A 16,676-nucleotide genomic window follows, 5' to 3' on the forward strand; every position below is an offset into this window, starting at 1 on the left:
TCAGGGCGCAGGAGTAAGGGATAAGGGATGAATGTGTTTCCCTGGACCCTTAGCCCAGAACCTTGAACCTTTGACACTGATTCTTTGATAAATTGACACCCGAAAACCCCAAGTGCTAAACTTCTCAGGTTTTAGCCAACCTTTTCCCGGGATTTTGCCATGGATCAGAAACAACAGCTTTTGCTCGATGCTACCAGGCGCCTGATCCGGCGCGGGGCTTTTCCTAATCTGGCGAAACTCCTTGCTAAATCTCATCCTGCTGATATCGCACATCTCTTCCGCTACCTTGACCTTAAGGATCAGCGTATTCTCTTCAACCTGATTGAAGATGCGGAGAAGAGCGCCTACGTACTGGCTGAGCTTGATCACAGCACGGGCGCGCAACTGCTTGAACAGCTCGATAAAGAAACCATTACTGAAGTTCTTCAGGAAATGTCTTCAGATGATGCGGCTGATATTATCGGTAACATGCCGCAAGAGCTTGCGGACGAAATCCTCGATATTATGCACGATGAGGATTCTGAAGAGATTGAGCATCTGCTTCAATATGATGAGGACACGGCCGGCGGTATCATGTCGACCGAAATTTTCTCCCTCGATGAAGATCTCACCGTTAAGGATGCCATCGAAGCGATTCAACAGGCCGGAGATGTGGAGATGGTCTTCTATCTCTACGTGGTCAATGAGGCCGGGCAGCTCGTTGGTGTTCTTTCTCTTCGCCAGTTGTTGACGGTTCTGCCAACGAAAAAACTTTCGGAAATCATGATCACCGATGTTTTGAGTGTGCGCACCGACGTGGACCAGGAAGAGGTTGCGAGGATTGTTGAAAAATATAATATTCTTGCGATACCGGTTGTCGATGAGATGAACAGCCTGAAGGGTATTATCACCGTAGATGATATTATCGATGTTATTCGGCAAGAGGCGACTGAAGATATCTACAAGATGGCCGGTGCCAGCGAGGAAGAGCTCCTCTATGGCTACAAAGCGTTCAAAATCGCCCGACTTCGTTTGCCCTGGCTGTTGGTTAACTTGTTCGGTGGCGTTGCGACCGGTTACCTGATGTGGCTTTTCAAGGTGACCCTCAAGGAAGTGATCGCTCTGCTCGTTTTTATTCCTGTTATTACCGGTATGGGCGGTAACGTTGGAGGCCAGTCGGCGACGATTATGGTGCGAGGCTTTGCCACCGGGCGCATTGATTTCACAATGCTGCGTCAAGTTTTTTTCAAAGAAGTCCGGGTTGGTATGATCATGGGAAGTGTTTGTGGTTTCACTGTCGGCCTGGTTGCCTGGTTCTGGCATGGCAACCCCTATCTGGGGATGGTCGTTGGCCTGGCGATGTTTGTCGCGATGATTGTCGCTGCCTCGATGGGTGTGATTGCTCCCGCCGCCTTTAAGCGACTTGGTATTGACCCTGCGATTGCTTCAACGCCTTTTGTTCAAACTGCTAATGATATCACTGGTATCCTCATCTACTTTGCGACTGCGACCGCATTTATCTCTTATTTGCGTTGAAACACAATATAGTTCTTATTCCCCGCAGCTTGCTGCGTTGTTTAACTTCAAAGCGACAACCTTTGTTTAGCCGCGATGAAAGTCTATCAAGATCTATAGTTAGAACCAAAACCAAGCGCATCTCTTTTTAGATTTACAGATTTTCGTAGATTCTGATCGCGGCTAATAATAGATTTCAATTGTGTTGACTACAAAGGTTGCAGGCTGTTGATACCTCGTAGCTTGCTGCGAGGTAGTTCATTCCAAAAAGAGACTAGGGTCTTATGCAATCATCTAACCCATTTCTATGAATTTACTTGTCTCCCCAGCAATCATCCTTCATCACACCGATTACGGTGAAGCCGACCGTATCGTCACCTTCCTCACGCCTGAACATGGACGTCTCAAAGGCTTTGCTCGGGCTGCACGGAAAAGTCGTAAGCGTTTCGGCGCCTCTCTGGAGCCCTGCGCTGAAGTTCAGCTGCATTGGACAGCACGCGGTTCTGGAGATCTGGTCAGCTTGCGCGATGCGGAGCTGGTCGACCTCCATTCCGGATTGCGTCGTGATCTGGAGACCCTGACGCTGGCCAGTTATGGCTGTGAGCTGGCTGATGTGCTTTTTGACGAGTCGGGCGTTGGGGTTGAGGTCTTTCAGCTTTTACAGGCCTTTCTCAACCATCTTGATAGCGAAGGTTATTCCGTTGAAGCACGACTCCTCCTGGAAATTCGCATGCTCTCTGTTGCCGGCTATCTCCCCCATCTTCAGCATTGTGCAGATTGTTTCGGACCCCTGCCGAATGGAGCTGTTAGTTTCTCGGCAGCCCTTGATGGGAGTCTTTGTTCTGACTGCGACGCTGGGCGGGCGACACTGAAAGTCGATCGTATGACACTCGGAACCTTGGGTCGAATCATGCATACCCCTCTGACCAGTTTTGCTGATTTCAAGCTCAGCCCTCTCTCTCGTAAAGAAGGTCAGCTGTTGTTGAGTGACGCCTTGCACTGTCACTTACACAGACCTCTGAGGAGCCTCGAATTTCTCAATCGGTTCAGCCCGGACGAGACACCTTGAATGTCGCCTCTGAAAGAGAGTTTAGAAGAAGGGAAATCTTGACAGCTCATAGGTGTCAAGCTAAGATGCCAAGCCTGTTGCCTGTATACAGTATACGGCTTTCAGGCTCGTTGAAGTCGGTTCATTTTGACTAAATGTTTTAACCCGAAAGACACTAACGCAAAGACGCAAAGGGTAAAGAAAGGCGCAAAGAAAAACTTTAGAGGGTTTTAAAACTTTCTTTTTTCTTGCTTTGTTTTTCTTGGCGTCTTGAGTGAGTAAAACGAACGGGCGTTGAATGTTTTTGTTTGACCTTATTGACATGATGGGCAAACTGCCCCTGGAGGCATTGTGAATTTTCAAGAACTCATCCTGGCACTACAGAACTACTGGGCCAACCACGGCTGCATTCTTCAGCAGCCCTATGATACGGAAAAGGGCGCGGGTACTTTTCATCCTGCAACTTTTTTGCGCGCGCTTGGCCCTGAGCCGTGGAACGTCGCATATGTAGAGCCGTCCCGTCGTCCTACTGATGGGCGCTACGGTGAAAACCCGAATCGTCTGCAACACTATTACCAGTTCCAGGTTCTCCTCAAGCCTTCGCCGATGAATATTCAGGAGCTTTATCTCGACTCTCTCAAGAGCTTTGGGATTGATCCTGCCAAGCACGACATTCGTTTTGTTGAGGATGATTGGGAGTCACCGACTCTTGGTGCCTGGGGTCTTGGCTGGGAAGTCTGGCTGGATGGTATGGAGATTACCCAGTTCACTTATTTCCAGCAATGTGGTGGTATTGACCTCAAACCGATTCCAGGCGAGTTGACTTACGGTATTGAGCGTATCGCCATGTATATCCAGGGCGTTGATAATGTCTACGACCTCGATTGGGGCGGCGGGCTTAAGTATGGCGACGTTCATCATCAGACCGAAGTTGAATTCTCCACTTATAACTTCGAAGAGGCCGACACCGGCATGATGCTGCAACTTTTCGATATGTACGAAAAAGAATGCACGCGTCTGGCGGAAAGAGAGCTGGTCTTCCCGGCTTACGACTACGTACTGAAGTGCTCACACGCGTTTAACATGCTTGATGCCCGTGGCGCTATCTCGGTCACCGAGCGTGCACACTACATCGGCCGGGTTCGTAACCTGTCCAAGCTTTGCGCGGAGTTGTATGTGGCTCAGCGAGAGAAGATGGGTTTTCCGCTTCTGAAAAAATGAGGCGGGTAGCGGGTGGCGGGAAAAATCGTGAACAAAAAAATATACCTTAAGACCGAAAGCGTAACGCAAAGACGCAAAGGGTAAAGAAAGACGCAAAGAAATTCTTCAAGTTGGTTTTAAAACTTTCTTTTTTCTTTCTTAGCTTTCCTCTGCGTCTTGAGTGAGTAAAGCGAACGGGCGTTAAGCGAACGGGCGTTAAAATAATTGGAGTTATACATGTCCAAAGACATATTTCTTGAAATAGGGACCGAAGAGATCCCAGCAGGATTTCTTCCCAAGGCTATGGCCGATCTCGAGCGCATGATTCGTAAAGAGCTTGAGACTGCGCGCCTGGAGTTTGGCGAGATCAAAACCTTTGCCACGCCTCGCCGCCTGGCTTTGGCCGTTAGTGACGTTGCCGAAGATCAGCCGACCTTGCGCACTGAGGCGATGGGTCCAGCCAAGCAGATTGCTTACGATGCCGACGGCAATCCTACCAAGGCCGCGATCGGTTTCGCCCGTGGCCAAGGTGTTGATGTTGCTGAGCTGAAGCTGGTTGAGACAGAAAAGGGTGAGTATCTTTTTATTGAAAAGGAAGAGCCTGGTCGTCCAACACGAGAGCTGTTAGCTACCGTTCTGCCTCGCCTGGTCGCTGCACTCTCTTTCAAAAAGTCGATGCGTTGGGAGACTCAGGATATTCGCTTTGCTCGCCCGATGCATTGGATCGTCGCTCTTTACGGGGGAGACGTGATCTCCTTTACCCATGGCAACCTGACCAGCGGCTATCAATCGCGCGGGCACCGCTTCATGGCTCCACAGGAGTTTACCGTAACCGATATGGGCGATTGGCTGGAAGGTTGTCGCAAACATTTTGTAACGGCCGACCACATCGAGCGCAAGGCAACGATTCGTGAGCAAGTTGTTGCCACAGGCAAGGCTGCAGGTGGAAATACCGTTGTTGATGAAAAGTTGCTCGAAGAGGTGACCTACCTGCTCGAAGATTCGACTCCGCTATGCGGCACCTTTGAAGAAAAATATCTGCAACTGCCGCGTGAACTTCTGGTGACCTCGATGCGGGAGCATCAGCGCTATTTCACCATCGAAGATGCGCAGGGCAAACTGCTCAACAAGTTTATTACCGTATCCAACACCCGCCCGGAAGATGAGCAGGTTGTCGTTAAGGGTAATGAGAAAGTAATCCGCGCACGTCTTGCCGACGCAATGTTCTTCTGGGAAGAAGATCAGAAGATCAAATTTGAGAGCAATCTGGAGACTCTGAAAAATGTGATCTACCAGGCCAAGCTCGGCAGCAGCTTCGAAAAGGTTGAGCGTTTCACGCAGATTGCCAAGGGGCTGGCTGAACGCTTTGAGCCCACAGCCGTAGCCCTGACCGAGCGGGCGGCTCGTTTGGCCAAGTGTGATCTCGAATCAAAGATGGTTTACGAGTTCCCAGAGTTACAAGGCATCATGGGCCGGGAGTATTCCCGTCTCGAAGGTGAGGACCCACGGGTTTCAATTGCCATCTTTGAGCATTACCTGCCCACAGAAGCTGGCGGCACCTTGCCTTCCGATAATCTCGGCGCTTTCGTCTCTATTGCCGACAAGATCGATACCATCTGCGGTTGTTTCGGTGTCGGGCTGATCCCCACCGGATCGGCAGATCCTTATGCCTTGCGGCGCTGTGCGATCGGTGTTCTCAATATTATCCTTGATCGTGGCTACCAGGTCAGCATCCCTGAGTTGATTGAGCAGAGTCTTGGCCTGTTGGAAGAAAAGTTGACTCGGCCACGCGCCGAGGTGCAGGCCGACGTGGTGGATTTCATCCGTTTGCGTCTGGCCAACATGTTGACAAGCCGTGATTTTGCTTCCGACGTCGTTGATGCTGTTCTGGCCGCCCGCTTCGATGAGCCCGGTGATGCCGTGGCCAGAGTCGAGGCGTTGGCCGCTCTTAAAACCGCGGCTGATTTTGAGCCGCTGGCGGTCGCTTTCAAACGTGTCGGCAACATCATCAAGGGCGGTGTTGATAACCCGGTGCAGGCGGATCTTTTTGAAGCCGATTGCGAAAGAGCCCTGGCCGCAGCAATTGAGTCAGCGAGGCAGCACATTGTCGACCAGGTTAACAAGGGTGACTATGGTGCGGCGCTACAAACGATCGCCGCGTTACGCGAACCGGTCGATGCTTTTTTCGACGGGGTCATGGTTATGGCCGACGATGAAAAGGTTAAGACCAACAGACTGGCCTTGCTGACACAGGTCGCCGGCTTGTTCGCCGACATCGCAGACTTTACACGCATCGCCGCTTAGGAAACTAAGCGGCGGTTTTATTTTGGCTGAAAAGACCAAGCATTTTTTCCGGTGTACTGTAAAAATTTGGACGTATCTCTAAAAACAAGCTTTAAAGAAAAGAGGCAAAAACATTAGGGGAACGGATTTGCACAGAAAGAACAGATTCAGATTTTCATTTCTCTTTTAAGATTATATCCTGTTTATCCTGCATATCCCTGTAAATGTTTTTCAGGTTTTAAAGACTTTTTAACAGGGATGTGCAGGATAGTTAGGATGGATAAAGTCGGTTCTTTTTAGATTTGATGAGTGGCCAATTATAGATTCTTTGAACATAAACTATCAATTTCAACGGGGAGGATGGATCAATGGCAAAGTATGTTTATTTCTTCGGCGCCGGAGAGGCCGAAGGGCGCGGCGACATGAAGAATCTGCTCGGAGGCAAGGGCGCCAACCTGGCGGAAATGACCAGCATCGGTTTGCCTGTTCCAGCCGGTTTTACGGTCACGACGGAAGTTTGTACAGAATTCTACAAGAACGACCGCAATTATCCTGCCGGGTTGGAAGAGGAGGTCAATCAGCATCTGGCCAAGGTTGAGACGTTGATGGACAAGAAGTTCGGCGACTCACAGAATCCATTGCTGGTTTCGGTGCGTTCCGGGGCCAGGGCCTCGATGCCGGGCATGATGGATACGGTCCTTAATCTTGGCCTCAACGACGAGACTGTTCAAGGCGTTATAGCCCAGAGTGGCGACGAACGCTTTGCCTACGATTCTTACCGCCGCTTCATCCAGATGTACGCCAACGTTGTGCTCAATATGGATGGCGATATTCTCGAGCATATTCTGGTGAAGATGAAAGAAGATCGCGGCGTTGTGGAAGACACCGCTTTGACTGCCGCTGACCTGAAAGAAATGGTTGGTCTTTTCAAAAACAAAGTTAAGGAAGAGCTTGGTCAAGATTTCCCCATGGACCCTAAAGAACAACTTTGGGGTGCCATTGGTGCTGTGTTCGGCTCCTGGATGAATTTCCGCGCGATCACCTACCGAAGGCTCAACAATATTCCTGCTGAGTGGGGTACTGCAGTGAACGTACAGTCGATGGTCTTTGGCAATATGGGTGATGATTGTGCGACCGGCGTTGCCTTTACCCGCGACCCCTCTACCGGAGAAGATTACTTCTACGGAGAATACCTGGTTAATGCCCAGGGCGAAGACGTGGTTGCCGGTACACGGACGCCACAGCCGATCAACAAGGCCAAACACCAGCCGGGCGACCTGCCCGCCATGGAAGACGTTCTGCCCGATTGCTACGAGCAGCTGGCCAAGATCCGTGACCTCCTCGAGAAGCATTACAAGGATATGCAGGATATCGAGTTCACCATCGAGAAGCACAAGCTTTACATGCTGCAGACCCGTAATGGTAAACGCACTGCAAAAGCAGCTGTGAAGATTGCCGTTGATATGGTTGCCGAAGGCCTGATCAGTAAGAATGAAGCGATCATGCGGGTTGCTCCTGAGCAGCTCGATCAGTTGCTACACCCCTCGCTTGACCCTGATGCACAAAAGACTGTAGTTGCCAAGGGTTTGCCGGCTTCGCCAGGCGCGGCCTGTGGCGAGATAGTCTTTTCGGCTAATGAAGCCGAAGAGGCTGCCAAGATCGGTCTCAAGGTGATTCTGGTGCGTGTTGAAACCAGCCCGGAAGATATCCACGGTATGCACGCCGCTCAAGGCATTCTCACCGCTCGTGGCGGCATGACCTCGCACGCCGCTGTCGTTGCCCGTGGCATGGGCAAGAGCTGTGTGGCCGGCTGCAGCGATATCAAAGTTGATTACGCCAATCAGCAGTTTACCGCCAGGAATGGCCAGGTTTTCAAGCAGGGTGATATCATCACCCTCGACGGGTCCACCGGCGAAGTCATGCGGGGAGAGGTGCCGACCGTACAACCAGAACTGACCGGTGAGTTCGGCCAGTTGATGGAATGGGTCGACGGCATCCGTCGCCTGCGCGTTCGCACCAACGCTGATACGCCGCATGATTCCCAGGTCGCCCGCGACTTCGGCGCCGAAGGCATCGGCCTCTGTCGTACCGAGCACATGTTCTTCGAGGGAGACCGGATCGCGGCCGTCCGCGAGATGATCCTTTCTGCTGATCTGGACGGTCGTAAGCGAGCATTGGCGAAAATCTTGCCGATGCAAAAAGGTGATTTCCTCGGCCTGTTCCAGGTCATGAAGGGGCTGCCTGTAACCATTCGCCTGCTTGATCCGCCGCTGCATGAGTTCCTACCACACACCGACAAGGAGATCGAAGCCTTGGCTGCCGAGATGAACGTCCCGGCGCAGACTCTGAAAGCCAAAGTCGAGTCTCTACATGAATTCAACCCGATGCTTGGTCATCGTGGTTGTCGTTTGGCGGTCACCTATCCTGAAATCTACGACATGCAGGTACAGGCGATCATGGAAGCGGCCTGCGAACTGGTCAAGAACGAGGGCTTCAGTATTGTTCCCGAGATCATGATTCCTCTCGTCTGCGAAGTGAAGGAGTTGGCCATTCTGCGGGCTAATGCCATTCGCGTGGCTGATGAGGTCATCGCCCGTTACGGGGTTGAGGTGACTTACCTGATCGGTACCATGATCGAGTTGCCTCGCGCGGCACTGACTGCTGATGTCATTGCCCACGAAGCAGAGTTCTTCTCCTTCGGTACCAATGACCTGACTCAAACCACCTACGGCTTGTCTCGTGATGATGCCGGCAAGTTTCTGCCCTTCTACGTCGAGCATGAGCTTTTCCCCACGGATCCTTTTGTTGCCATTGACCAGGAAGGTGTCGGCCAACTGGTGAAGATGGGTTGTGAACTCGGACGCAAGACCCGCCCTGACATCAAGCTCGGCATCTGTGGTGAGCACGGCGGTGAAGCCTCCTCGGTGAAGTTCTGTCACCGTATCGGTCTCGATTATGTCTCCTGCTCGCCTTTCCGTGTACCTATCGCTCGTTTGGCTGCGGCACAGGCGGTGTTGGAACAGGCCTGATCTTTAAGGAAATCCAGTTGCTCTCAGCGCCTCCGATCTGGTCGGAGGCGCTTTTTTGTTTTCTGGTGAACTCTTCCGCTCCAGTAAAGCGTCGAAAAAACTGAAACAGGAAAAGCAAAAGACCTAATTTACGCCCGTTCGCTTTGCTCTCTTGAGACGCAGGGAGCGCAGAGTAAAAAAGTAGACAAAACTTTTCCATGAGCAGTCTTTCTCTGCAGTCTCCGCGCCTCTGCGTGAGGCTGGTCTTGGTTGTGCTTTTGTATGGCAGGAATCACGGGGCAAAATTAATAGACTCCGTGGCCTCTTCGCATTATTGTTAGCTTAGTTGATTGCTTCCGGGGCACTACTGTTAAATTTTCCGGAATTAGCTACCTGGCAGCCAAAGTTGTCGTCATTGACGCTGTTTTTGTGTTTAACTTTGCACTGAAGAAGACAATATTGTCTCGTCATTAGTTTAAGTCGATTCTGAGTACATTTGCTTGTTACTAATATTGATAGGAGGAACCTGCATGAAAGCGATTCTGCAAACCTGTGTTGATGTTGAAGAACGGGTGGGTGAGATTTACCAGCAACTCGTCAATCATCCTGATGCCAATGAGGAGTTACGCGAGATCTGGCAGGAGATGGCTGACGATGAGATGCGCCATGCCCATCGCATTCGCCAGGTGAGTGACCGGTTCGATATGGCCGGGGTTATAGCGTGCGGTCTGTCTCGCGAAGGGGTGCAGGAGTTATTAGACCGCGCCGGCGAGCTTTTACTCGACGCTCAGGAGGGCAGTCTTTCCATTGATGAGGCTATCTATGCTTCCGTAGAACTTGAGGACGCGTTCCTGAAAACCCATATCGGTTTTGCCGAGTCGGGCAATCAGCCTGATCTGCAGACCATGTTCAAGGCCTTGGCCGAAGCTGACAGACAGCATACTGTCCGGCTCAAATCTTATCTCAATCGTATGAACGATGGTGATGGCCTGGTGTTCGGGAACGAAGGAAACCCAGAATGAAAATCGTTGTTCTCGATGGCTATGCAACAAACCCCGGTGATCTCTCCTGGGAGGGCTTGAAGGAATTCGGTGAACTGACGGTTTATGATCGCACCCCGGCCGAATTGACTCTTGATCGTGCATCTGACGCTGAAATTCTAATCTCAAACAAAGTTTTTATCGGTGCGGCAGAAATGGCGGCTTTGCCTGCCTTGCGTTATATCGGTATCCAGGCGACCGGAGTGAATGTTGTCGACCTTGAGGCCGCCCGTAAACATGGTGTGGTCGTCACAAATGTGCCTGCATACAGTACCAACTCAGTGGCACAGCACATCTTTGCCTTACTTCTGGAGCTAACTCGAGGCGTTGGCCGACATTCAGAGCTGGTCAAGCAGGGTGCCTGGACGAACTGTCCGGACTTTGCTTTTCAGGAGACGCCCCAGATTGAGCTGACGGATAAAACTTTTGGCATTATTGGCTTCGGTGATATCGGAAAGGCGACGGCGAAGATCGCCAAGGCCTTCGGTATGCAGGTCCTTGTGCATACACGCACGCCTGATCCACAAGCTTTCCCTGATGTGAAATTTGTTGCGCTCGACAATTTGTTGACAACAGCCGATTTTGTCAGCTTGAGCTGTCCGCTGACGCCGGTAACAGAAGCGTTGATAAATGCCGATCGTTTAGCCCTGATGAAAAACTCCTCTTATCTGATCAATACCGGGCGTGGACTGCTGATTGATGAAGAGGCTCTGGCCGCAGCGCTGAGTCATGGTGCCATCGCCGGGGCGGGGCTTGATGTCCTTTCCCAGGAGCCTCCGCCTGCGGATAACCCCTTATTGCATGCTCCGAACTGTTTTGTTACACCCCATCTGGCTTGGGCGACCCGGGCTGCGCGGCAGCGATTGATTGATACCTTGGCGGCAAACCTGCGGGCCTTTTTGGCAGGAGTACCTCAAAACCAGGTGAATTAATCAAGCAAAGGGCTCGTGGGAGTTGAGCACCTATGAAATTCTCTCCCTTGCATTCCTGGAATCTATCGACGAAAGAGGCGATTGCCTTGCAAAAGGAATTGGCAAAGCATATCGTCTTGCACGATTTTGTTCCGGTTGCACCGAGGGTGGTCGCCGGTGTTGATGTTTCTTATGCAAAAATCGCCACACAGTTCCACGCCGCTGTGGTGCTCCTTGACTACGCCTCCATGGAAATTTTGGAGACTGCTGCCGCCAGTGGTGATGTCAACTTTCCCTATGTCCCCGGCCTGCTCTCTTTTCGTGAGCTGCCGATCCTGCTGCAGGCCTTCCGCAAACTCAAAACAGTTCCGAATGTCATCCTGGTCGACGCACAGGGCATAGCGCATCCTCGCCGGCTGGGTTTGGCCAGTCACCTCGGTTTGTGGCTTGATTTGCCGACGATCGGCTGTGCCAAAAGTCGATTATGTGGAGAATTTGAGGAGCCGGCACCGGAAAAGGGTGCGTGGACGTCATTGCGCGATGGTGAAGAGTCCATTGGACGGGTGCTCAGGACGAAGAACCGGGTGAAGCCTCTTTACATTTCTCCCGGTCATAAGATCGATTGCCGACGTTCTGGCGAAATTGTTCTGCAGTGTGGTCGAGGATATCGACTGCCGGAGCCGACCCGCCAGGCCCACCTGTTGAGTAACCGGGTCCGGTTGCAAAAGGAGGCTTGTGGCGGGTAAATGGACACCGCTAGGCAACGGCAACGTTTAACTTGCCGACCTGTTCAATACTCGCTTCGAGTTGATCTCCGCTGGCGATTCTGCCTACACCGGAGGGTGTTCCGGTCAGCAGGATGTCGCCTTCTTCCAGGGTGAAATACGAGGAGGCCGCGGCGATCAGTTCGGCGATACTTCTCATCATGTCACGGGTGTTGCCGTTTTGCCGAACTTCACCACTGACAGTTAATTTCAACTGCAGCTCTTGCGGATTGTCGACCTGGCTTGCTGGTACGAAGTCTGATAGAGGGCAGGAGGTGTCGAAGGCTTTGGCAATCTCCCAAGGCAGCCCCTTTGTCTTTTGTACGCCTTGCACATCCCGAAGCGTCAGATCCAGGGCAACCGCATATCCGTTCACATAATCAAGTGCTGCTTCTACGGTGACGTCTTTTGCTGTTTTACCGATTAACACTGCGAGTTCGATCTCATGGTGGCAGTCGTCCGAATAGTTTGGGATTACGATTGTACCCCCTGACGGTACAATGGCGCTGGCCGGCTTGATGAAGATGACCGGTTTGTCAGGAGTCTGATTGCCAAGTTCTTTGATATGCTCGGCATAGTTGCGGCCGATACAGACAACTTTGCCGACCGGAATGTCACGACCATCGAGTTTTACAGTGTGCATGTTTGACTCCATTTGCAGACGTTAGAGAAAAATCAACGATTCAATAACCCAAAAAAATATTTAACGCAGAGGAGCAAAGAGCGCAGAGGGGAAACGCCTCAAAATTTTAAAAATGGCTCAAATCCGACTATTGCTCTCTGCGTCTCCGCATCTTTGCGTTAATAAGTCGCCTTAGTTTGTCTTGTCTTTTTTTGATTATAGATCCTAAAATCCATAGTGTATGTAAAGAGAATACAGAAGACAGCAGAGAGAATACAGGGTATTTGTAACAGGACGAAAATTCCACTGTAATATGCTATAATGGAGCGGTTTTGTTGGTTAATTTAATCTTTTTACGAGAAGTTTGATGCTCCTGCCCATCGGTGATGTTCCCAATCCCAGGACGACTCCCTATATCAACTGGTTGTTGATCGGGATTAATATTGCCGTATTTATCATCATCACCATCCCTTTGAGTTCCGCTCGTCCCGACCTTAATGATCCGGCTTTGCTGGAATATCTCAACATCCTGGGGGCCCGAGGCAATTGGACGCCGCAGATGGTCTACGATCATATCTCCGCATACGACCTGACAGTGTATCGATATGGTTTCAGGCCCGCCGCATTTTCGCCGCTCACTATGTTTACCGCAATGTTCATGCATGGCGGTTGGATGCACCTGGCCGGAAACATGTTGTTTTTGTGGATTTACGGTGACAATGTAGAGCATCGCCTCGGCCATCTTGGTTATCTGCTGGCTTATCTGGCGGCCGGTGTCTCAGCGACCCTTTTCTTCAGTATGTTCTTACCGAACTCGCAAATCCCTATGCTTGGGGCCTCCGGCGCCATCTCAGGGGTGCTCGGATTTTACTTTCTGTGGTTTCCGCGCAACCGGATCAAGGTGTTCATTTTTCTCTTCCCCCTGATCATGACCACCGTATTGATCCCGTCGCGCATTGTCCTCGGTGTTTACCTGGTGATCGACAATATTCTGCCCTTTCTGACCGGGCCAGCAGAAGGCAGTGGCGTTGCTTACGGAGCACATATCGGTGGGTTTCTGGCCGGACTGGGGCTTGCACTGACTGTTGATCGCTTGCCCACTTTGTTGAAGATGAAAGGAACCACTCCAAAGGTTGGTCGAAAGAGATCGAACCTTGTCGATGTGGTGACTGATATTGTCCGCGCCATCGATCAGAATGATCTGGCACGTGCCGCTAAAGGGCTTCTGCAATTGGACAGCCGCAAACAGCGGGGCCAATTATCAACGCCAAATATTCTCACTATCGGAGAGTACCTGTTGGATAAGGGTTCGATAGATGAAGCCCTGACGATCTTTCGAAGATTGATTTCAGAGCGTCCCGGCGATAATGGCCTTGATCGTGCTTACCTTGGGGCAGGGCGGGCTCTTATGCATAAACCACGTAGCGAAACCTCTGCCTGGCACTATTTCATGGCTGTTATCGATCTGGCGCAAACACCTGAAGTTGCTGAAGAAGCACGCAGTTATCTGAGAAACATAGAAAGGAAAACGGAGGCTGGGGGCTAGGGGTTGGTGTCTGATCTTAACCAGTCTCCAGCCTCAAGCCCCCAGTCACTGAACTTATGTACAACTATTTCGATTACGACTATCCCTTGTACCGTCCACCTAGCGAAGGGCGCAGCCAGATTTTCCAGATTACCCTGGGCTGCTCACAGAATAACTGTTCTTTCTGTGGCATGTATAAAACCAAGCATTTCAAGGTGCGACCTGTCTCCGAGATCAAGGCTGAAATTGATTCGGTACCGACCGCTCACAGGGGTCATATCCAAAGGGTTTTTCTCGCTGACGGTGATGCCTTGGTCTACCCCCAGACCGGGCTGGTTGAAATCCTTGACCTCCTGGCTGGAAGTTTCCCCGGGATGACCCGGGTTGGCATCTATGCATCGCCCAACAGCCTGAAGAGTAAGAGTGTCGAAGACTTGACCCAACTGCGTGAGAAGAAGCTGCGGATTCTTTATTTCGGGCTGGAGAGTGGGGATGAAGAAACGCTCTCTGCCGTGAAGAAAGGCTTCAACCCCACAGAAATGCTTGCCCTCTGCCGCAAAGCACAGGACGCTGGGATGAAGTTGTCGGTGACGGCAATTCTCGGTTTGGCCGGGAAAGAGCGAAGCTTTGAACATGCCCGAGCGACAGCAGAATGGGTCACGGAACTTTCCCCGGAATTCTTTTCTTTGCTGACGATGTTTCATCGCCACAACGATGACTTCCTGCGCTCGATCACCATGCAGACCAATGGTGGAATCATTGAGGAGGCGTTGGAGATTGTCCGTCACCTCGAACCACAGAAAACCATCCTGCGCTCCAACCATGTCTCCAACATCCTAAACCTGGCCGGTTCCTATCCCAAGGACCGGGAGAGGATTATCGCTCTGGCGGAACAGGCTTTGTTGCAGGCGAAGCTTCATCCTGCCTGGTTTAATGAGGTGCCGGATTATTCTGAAGAGAACTTTTAGGGACTGTCCTCATAATTATCTGCGGCGTCTGGCGGGACCCGCCGGTTCTGTTTTCGATCTTAACAGATGTAAGAGTGCAACAGATGATCTGCCCCTATTATTATGAATAGGAGTGCACTGCGATAAATTTCAATGGGTCATGACTCGTTTAGCAATACCTAAAAGGTGCTAACCGAGTCATGACCCTTTCTATTGATTAGAGTCAGTAAGCTGGTTAAGTTGTCCCTAGAGTTTTTCTGGCTCGGATTCTGGCTCCCACACGTTCTATAATGCGGGAATTCCAAATGTAAATAACCATAGTTTTCGGCGAAAGTTTGATACCTTCCTTTAGTAAAAGAAATATCGGCTTGATGGATTGTTGATGTAAAGCTTGTCCGAGGCAGGCATTAACTAGATTGGAGAATTTCGCGGCCTTCAAAATCCTTATATCCTTGATCCTGTTTGAATCAAGCTTGCCGGAATGTCGTTCTAGAGTTTTTTCTAACTGCTCCATGTATTCCACATGATTCTTGCTATGTTGAACTGTTTGCGATTGTGGATGAATACGGAAAAATGAAAGTGATTGATTAATGAAGTAAGAGGGATAATTTCCAAAAAGGCTCAACCAATAATCCCAGTCTGCGGCTTGTTGAAAATTTTCGTCGAATAATCCGATTGCATTAATTAATTCAGTACGAAATATGGGCGTGTTGATGCATATAAAGTCCTGGACTAGTAACTTCCGAAAAAAAATATCAGGTTGAATGACGCGCGAACGCCCCCTAAACGGACAACTCCAGCTTCCAAGCTTTTTACCATTGCAGTCAATGAAGTCAGCATTATGAATAAAAATTTCAACATTTGGATGTTGCTGCATTTCAGAAAAAAGAATCTGTAACCGATCGGGTGCCCATGCATCATCCTGATGTAATTGGCAACAAAAAAGTCCTTTTGCGGCTTTAAGGCCTTCGTTTAGCCCTTTAACCCAGTTTCCCTCCCTATGTGAACGAAGGATCTTAATGGGCAGGTCCTTACTATAATCTAAGAGAATCTCTATGGTACTGTCGGTTGACCCATCATCGACAACAAGAATCTCAATTTTCTGCATCAAGTCTCTGTTCTGGTTGCGAATGGATTCTAATGCAAACGGCAAATATTGGGCGCCGTTGTAGGTGGGCATGATGACTGACAACAGAAGATCATTCACTTTTGCCTCCAATTCCTGCCATGAATTTACCTGTTCTTCTTGAAAATTTTTGCGGCAAGGTCGGAAAAGGCAAGGAGGGGGAGTCCATTGCAAAGTTCAACGTTTTGCGCACCCTGGGTCGTCTTTTCCCCTCAATAGATGTCAAATAAGCAGGATCAGATGTGAAACTCTTCAGTCCCATGGCTTTCGAAATGTCTTTGGCGTGGCGAATCAACTGAGGCAGGGTCTCTATGTTCAATTCTCTAGTATCTTGTTCTGATAAATACTCTGGATCACGTGTGGAAAGTAATGAGCCCCCCCCCTTCTTTTTGTCATAACATTGTTCAGAAAATTCATCGGGGTCAATACCTGTAGTACACCCGTTCAAACTGGCAAACTGGCAACCCGTTCCAAATTCAACCTCTAGATTGTAATTTAGCATTAACGCACTCAGGGCGTTTAACCGCTTAACAATGGGCTTTTCCCTCTTCACTTCACGCAATTTTTCAGCCTCAACTCATAATTATCTTTATCCGTTGTATTCAAGGTTTCACCCTCCGGGTCTAAAACTCCATGTTTTATGCATAACATAGTTTATCAAAAGCATTAAACCCGCCAGGAAGCAACTTGAAAGGAGATAGTGGATAT

General features: G+C 50.3%; 13 protein-coding genes. 10 read left to right on the forward strand and 3 right to left on the reverse strand.

Going from position 1 to position 16,676, the window contains the following annotated elements; translation table 11 throughout:
• The first annotated feature begins 159 nt into the window (after positions 1-159).
• From mgtE to nfi, 8 genes are all read left to right on the forward strand, one after another.
• Entirely contained in the window at positions 160-1,515 is a 1,356-nt protein-coding gene (gene mgtE / locus P9J64_05870; protein ID MDG5467852.1) for a magnesium transporter, read from the forward strand.
• Positions 1,516-1,801: 286 nt separating this feature from the next.
• Positions 1,802-2,563 (forward strand): DNA repair protein RecO, encoded by a 762-nt coding sequence (recO, locus tag P9J64_05875; protein MDG5467853.1) that lies wholly within the window; start codon positions 1,802-1,804, stop codon positions 2,561-2,563.
• A gap of 330 nt (positions 2,564-2,893) precedes the next feature.
• Entirely contained in the window at positions 2,894-3,763 is an 870-nt protein-coding gene (glyQ, locus tag P9J64_05880; protein ID MDG5467854.1) for a glycine--tRNA ligase subunit alpha, read from the forward strand.
• Positions 3,764-3,979: 216 nt separating this feature from the next.
• Complete coding sequence (gene glyS, locus P9J64_05885) at positions 3,980-6,046, forward strand: glycine--tRNA ligase subunit beta (protein ID MDG5467855.1); 2,067 nt, start codon at positions 3,980-3,982, stop codon at positions 6,044-6,046.
• A gap of 347 nt (positions 6,047-6,393) precedes the next feature.
• Positions 6,394-9,054, forward strand: a complete 2,661-nt coding sequence (gene ppdK / locus P9J64_05890) for a pyruvate, phosphate dikinase (protein MDG5467856.1) — start codon at positions 6,394-6,396, stop codon at positions 9,052-9,054.
• Positions 9,055-9,563: 509 nt separating this feature from the next.
• Complete coding sequence (locus P9J64_05895) at positions 9,564-10,055, forward strand: hypothetical protein (protein ID MDG5467857.1); 492 nt, start codon at positions 9,564-9,566, stop codon at positions 10,053-10,055.
• Positions 10,052-11,005 (forward strand): D-2-hydroxyacid dehydrogenase, encoded by a 954-nt coding sequence (locus tag P9J64_05900; protein MDG5467858.1) that lies wholly within the window; start codon positions 10,052-10,054, stop codon positions 11,003-11,005. Before P9J64_05895 ends, P9J64_05900 begins: the two co-directional genes overlap by 4 nt.
• A gap of 32 nt (positions 11,006-11,037) precedes the next feature.
• A complete protein-coding gene (gene nfi, locus P9J64_05905; protein MDG5467859.1) occupies positions 11,038-11,730 on the forward strand; it encodes a deoxyribonuclease V in 693 nt (230 codons plus the stop codon).
• A 10-nt stretch (positions 11,731-11,740) separates the two neighbouring features.
• On the opposite strand, the gene P9J64_05910 is transcribed toward nfi, so the two are convergent.
• Positions 11,741-12,391 carry a fumarylacetoacetate hydrolase family protein gene (locus P9J64_05910; protein ID MDG5467860.1) on the reverse strand — a complete coding sequence of 217 codons (651 nt, stop codon included), beginning with the start codon at positions 12,389-12,391 and terminating at the stop codon, positions 11,741-11,743.
• 346 nt (positions 12,392-12,737) lie between these two features.
• On the opposite strand from P9J64_05910, the gene P9J64_05915 reads away from it, so the two are divergent.
• The gene (locus P9J64_05915) at positions 12,738-13,916 is read left to right on the forward strand and encodes a rhomboid family intramembrane serine protease (GenBank protein ID MDG5467861.1); all 1,179 of its coding nucleotides are present in this window, start codon (positions 12,738-12,740) and stop codon (positions 13,914-13,916) included.
• Positions 13,917-13,972: 56 nt separating this feature from the next.
• A complete protein-coding gene (locus P9J64_05920; protein MDG5467862.1) occupies positions 13,973-14,863 on the forward strand; it encodes a radical SAM protein in 891 nt (296 codons plus the stop codon).
• A 214-nt stretch (positions 14,864-15,077) separates the two neighbouring features.
• On the opposite strand, the gene P9J64_05925 is transcribed toward P9J64_05920, so the two are convergent.
• Together P9J64_05925 and P9J64_05930 are read right to left on the reverse strand one after the other, a co-directional pair.
• Complete coding sequence (locus P9J64_05925; GenBank protein MDG5467863.1) at positions 15,078-16,049, reverse strand: glycosyltransferase; 972 nt, start codon at positions 16,047-16,049, stop codon at positions 15,078-15,080.
• Complete coding sequence (locus P9J64_05930) at positions 16,042-16,530, reverse strand: hypothetical protein (GenBank protein MDG5467864.1); 489 nt, start codon at positions 16,528-16,530, stop codon at positions 16,042-16,044. The genes P9J64_05925 and P9J64_05930 overlap by 8 nt, the downstream gene beginning before the upstream one ends.
• Positions 16,531-16,676: the final 146 nt, after the last annotated feature.

The organism is Deltaproteobacteria bacterium IMCC39524, assembly GCA_029667085.1.
Classification (GTDB): domain Bacteria; phylum Desulfobacterota; class Desulfuromonadia; order Desulfuromonadales; family BM103; genus M0040.

Excerpts from the sequence above, each read along its gene's own strand:
- mgtE (MDG5467852.1), top strand. The coding sequence starts at position 160 with ATGGATCAGAAACAACAGCTTTTGCTCGATGCTACCAGGCGCCTGATC.
- recO (MDG5467853.1), top strand. The coding sequence starts at position 1,802 with ATGAATTTACTTGTCTCCCCAGCAATCATCCTTCATCACACCGATTAC.
- glyS (MDG5467855.1), top strand. The coding sequence starts at position 3,980 with ATGTCCAAAGACATATTTCTTGAAATAGGGACCGAAGAGATCCCAGCA.
- ppdK (MDG5467856.1), top strand. The coding sequence starts at position 6,394 with ATGGCAAAGTATGTTTATTTCTTCGGCGCCGGAGAGGCCGAAGGGCGC.
- P9J64_05895 (MDG5467857.1), top strand. The coding sequence starts at position 9,564 with ATGAAAGCGATTCTGCAAACCTGTGTTGATGTTGAAGAACGGGTGGGT.
- P9J64_05900 (MDG5467858.1), top strand. The coding sequence starts at position 10,052 with ATGAAAATCGTTGTTCTCGATGGCTATGCAACAAACCCCGGTGATCTC.
- nfi (MDG5467859.1), top strand. The coding sequence starts at position 11,038 with ATGAAATTCTCTCCCTTGCATTCCTGGAATCTATCGACGAAAGAGGCG.
- P9J64_05910 (MDG5467860.1), bottom strand. The coding sequence starts at position 12,391 with ATGCACACTGTAAAACTCGATGGTCGTGACATTCCGGTCGGCAAAGTT.
- P9J64_05915 (MDG5467861.1), top strand. The coding sequence starts at position 12,738 with ATGCTCCTGCCCATCGGTGATGTTCCCAATCCCAGGACGACTCCCTAT.
- P9J64_05920 (MDG5467862.1), top strand. The coding sequence starts at position 13,973 with ATGTACAACTATTTCGATTACGACTATCCCTTGTACCGTCCACCTAGC.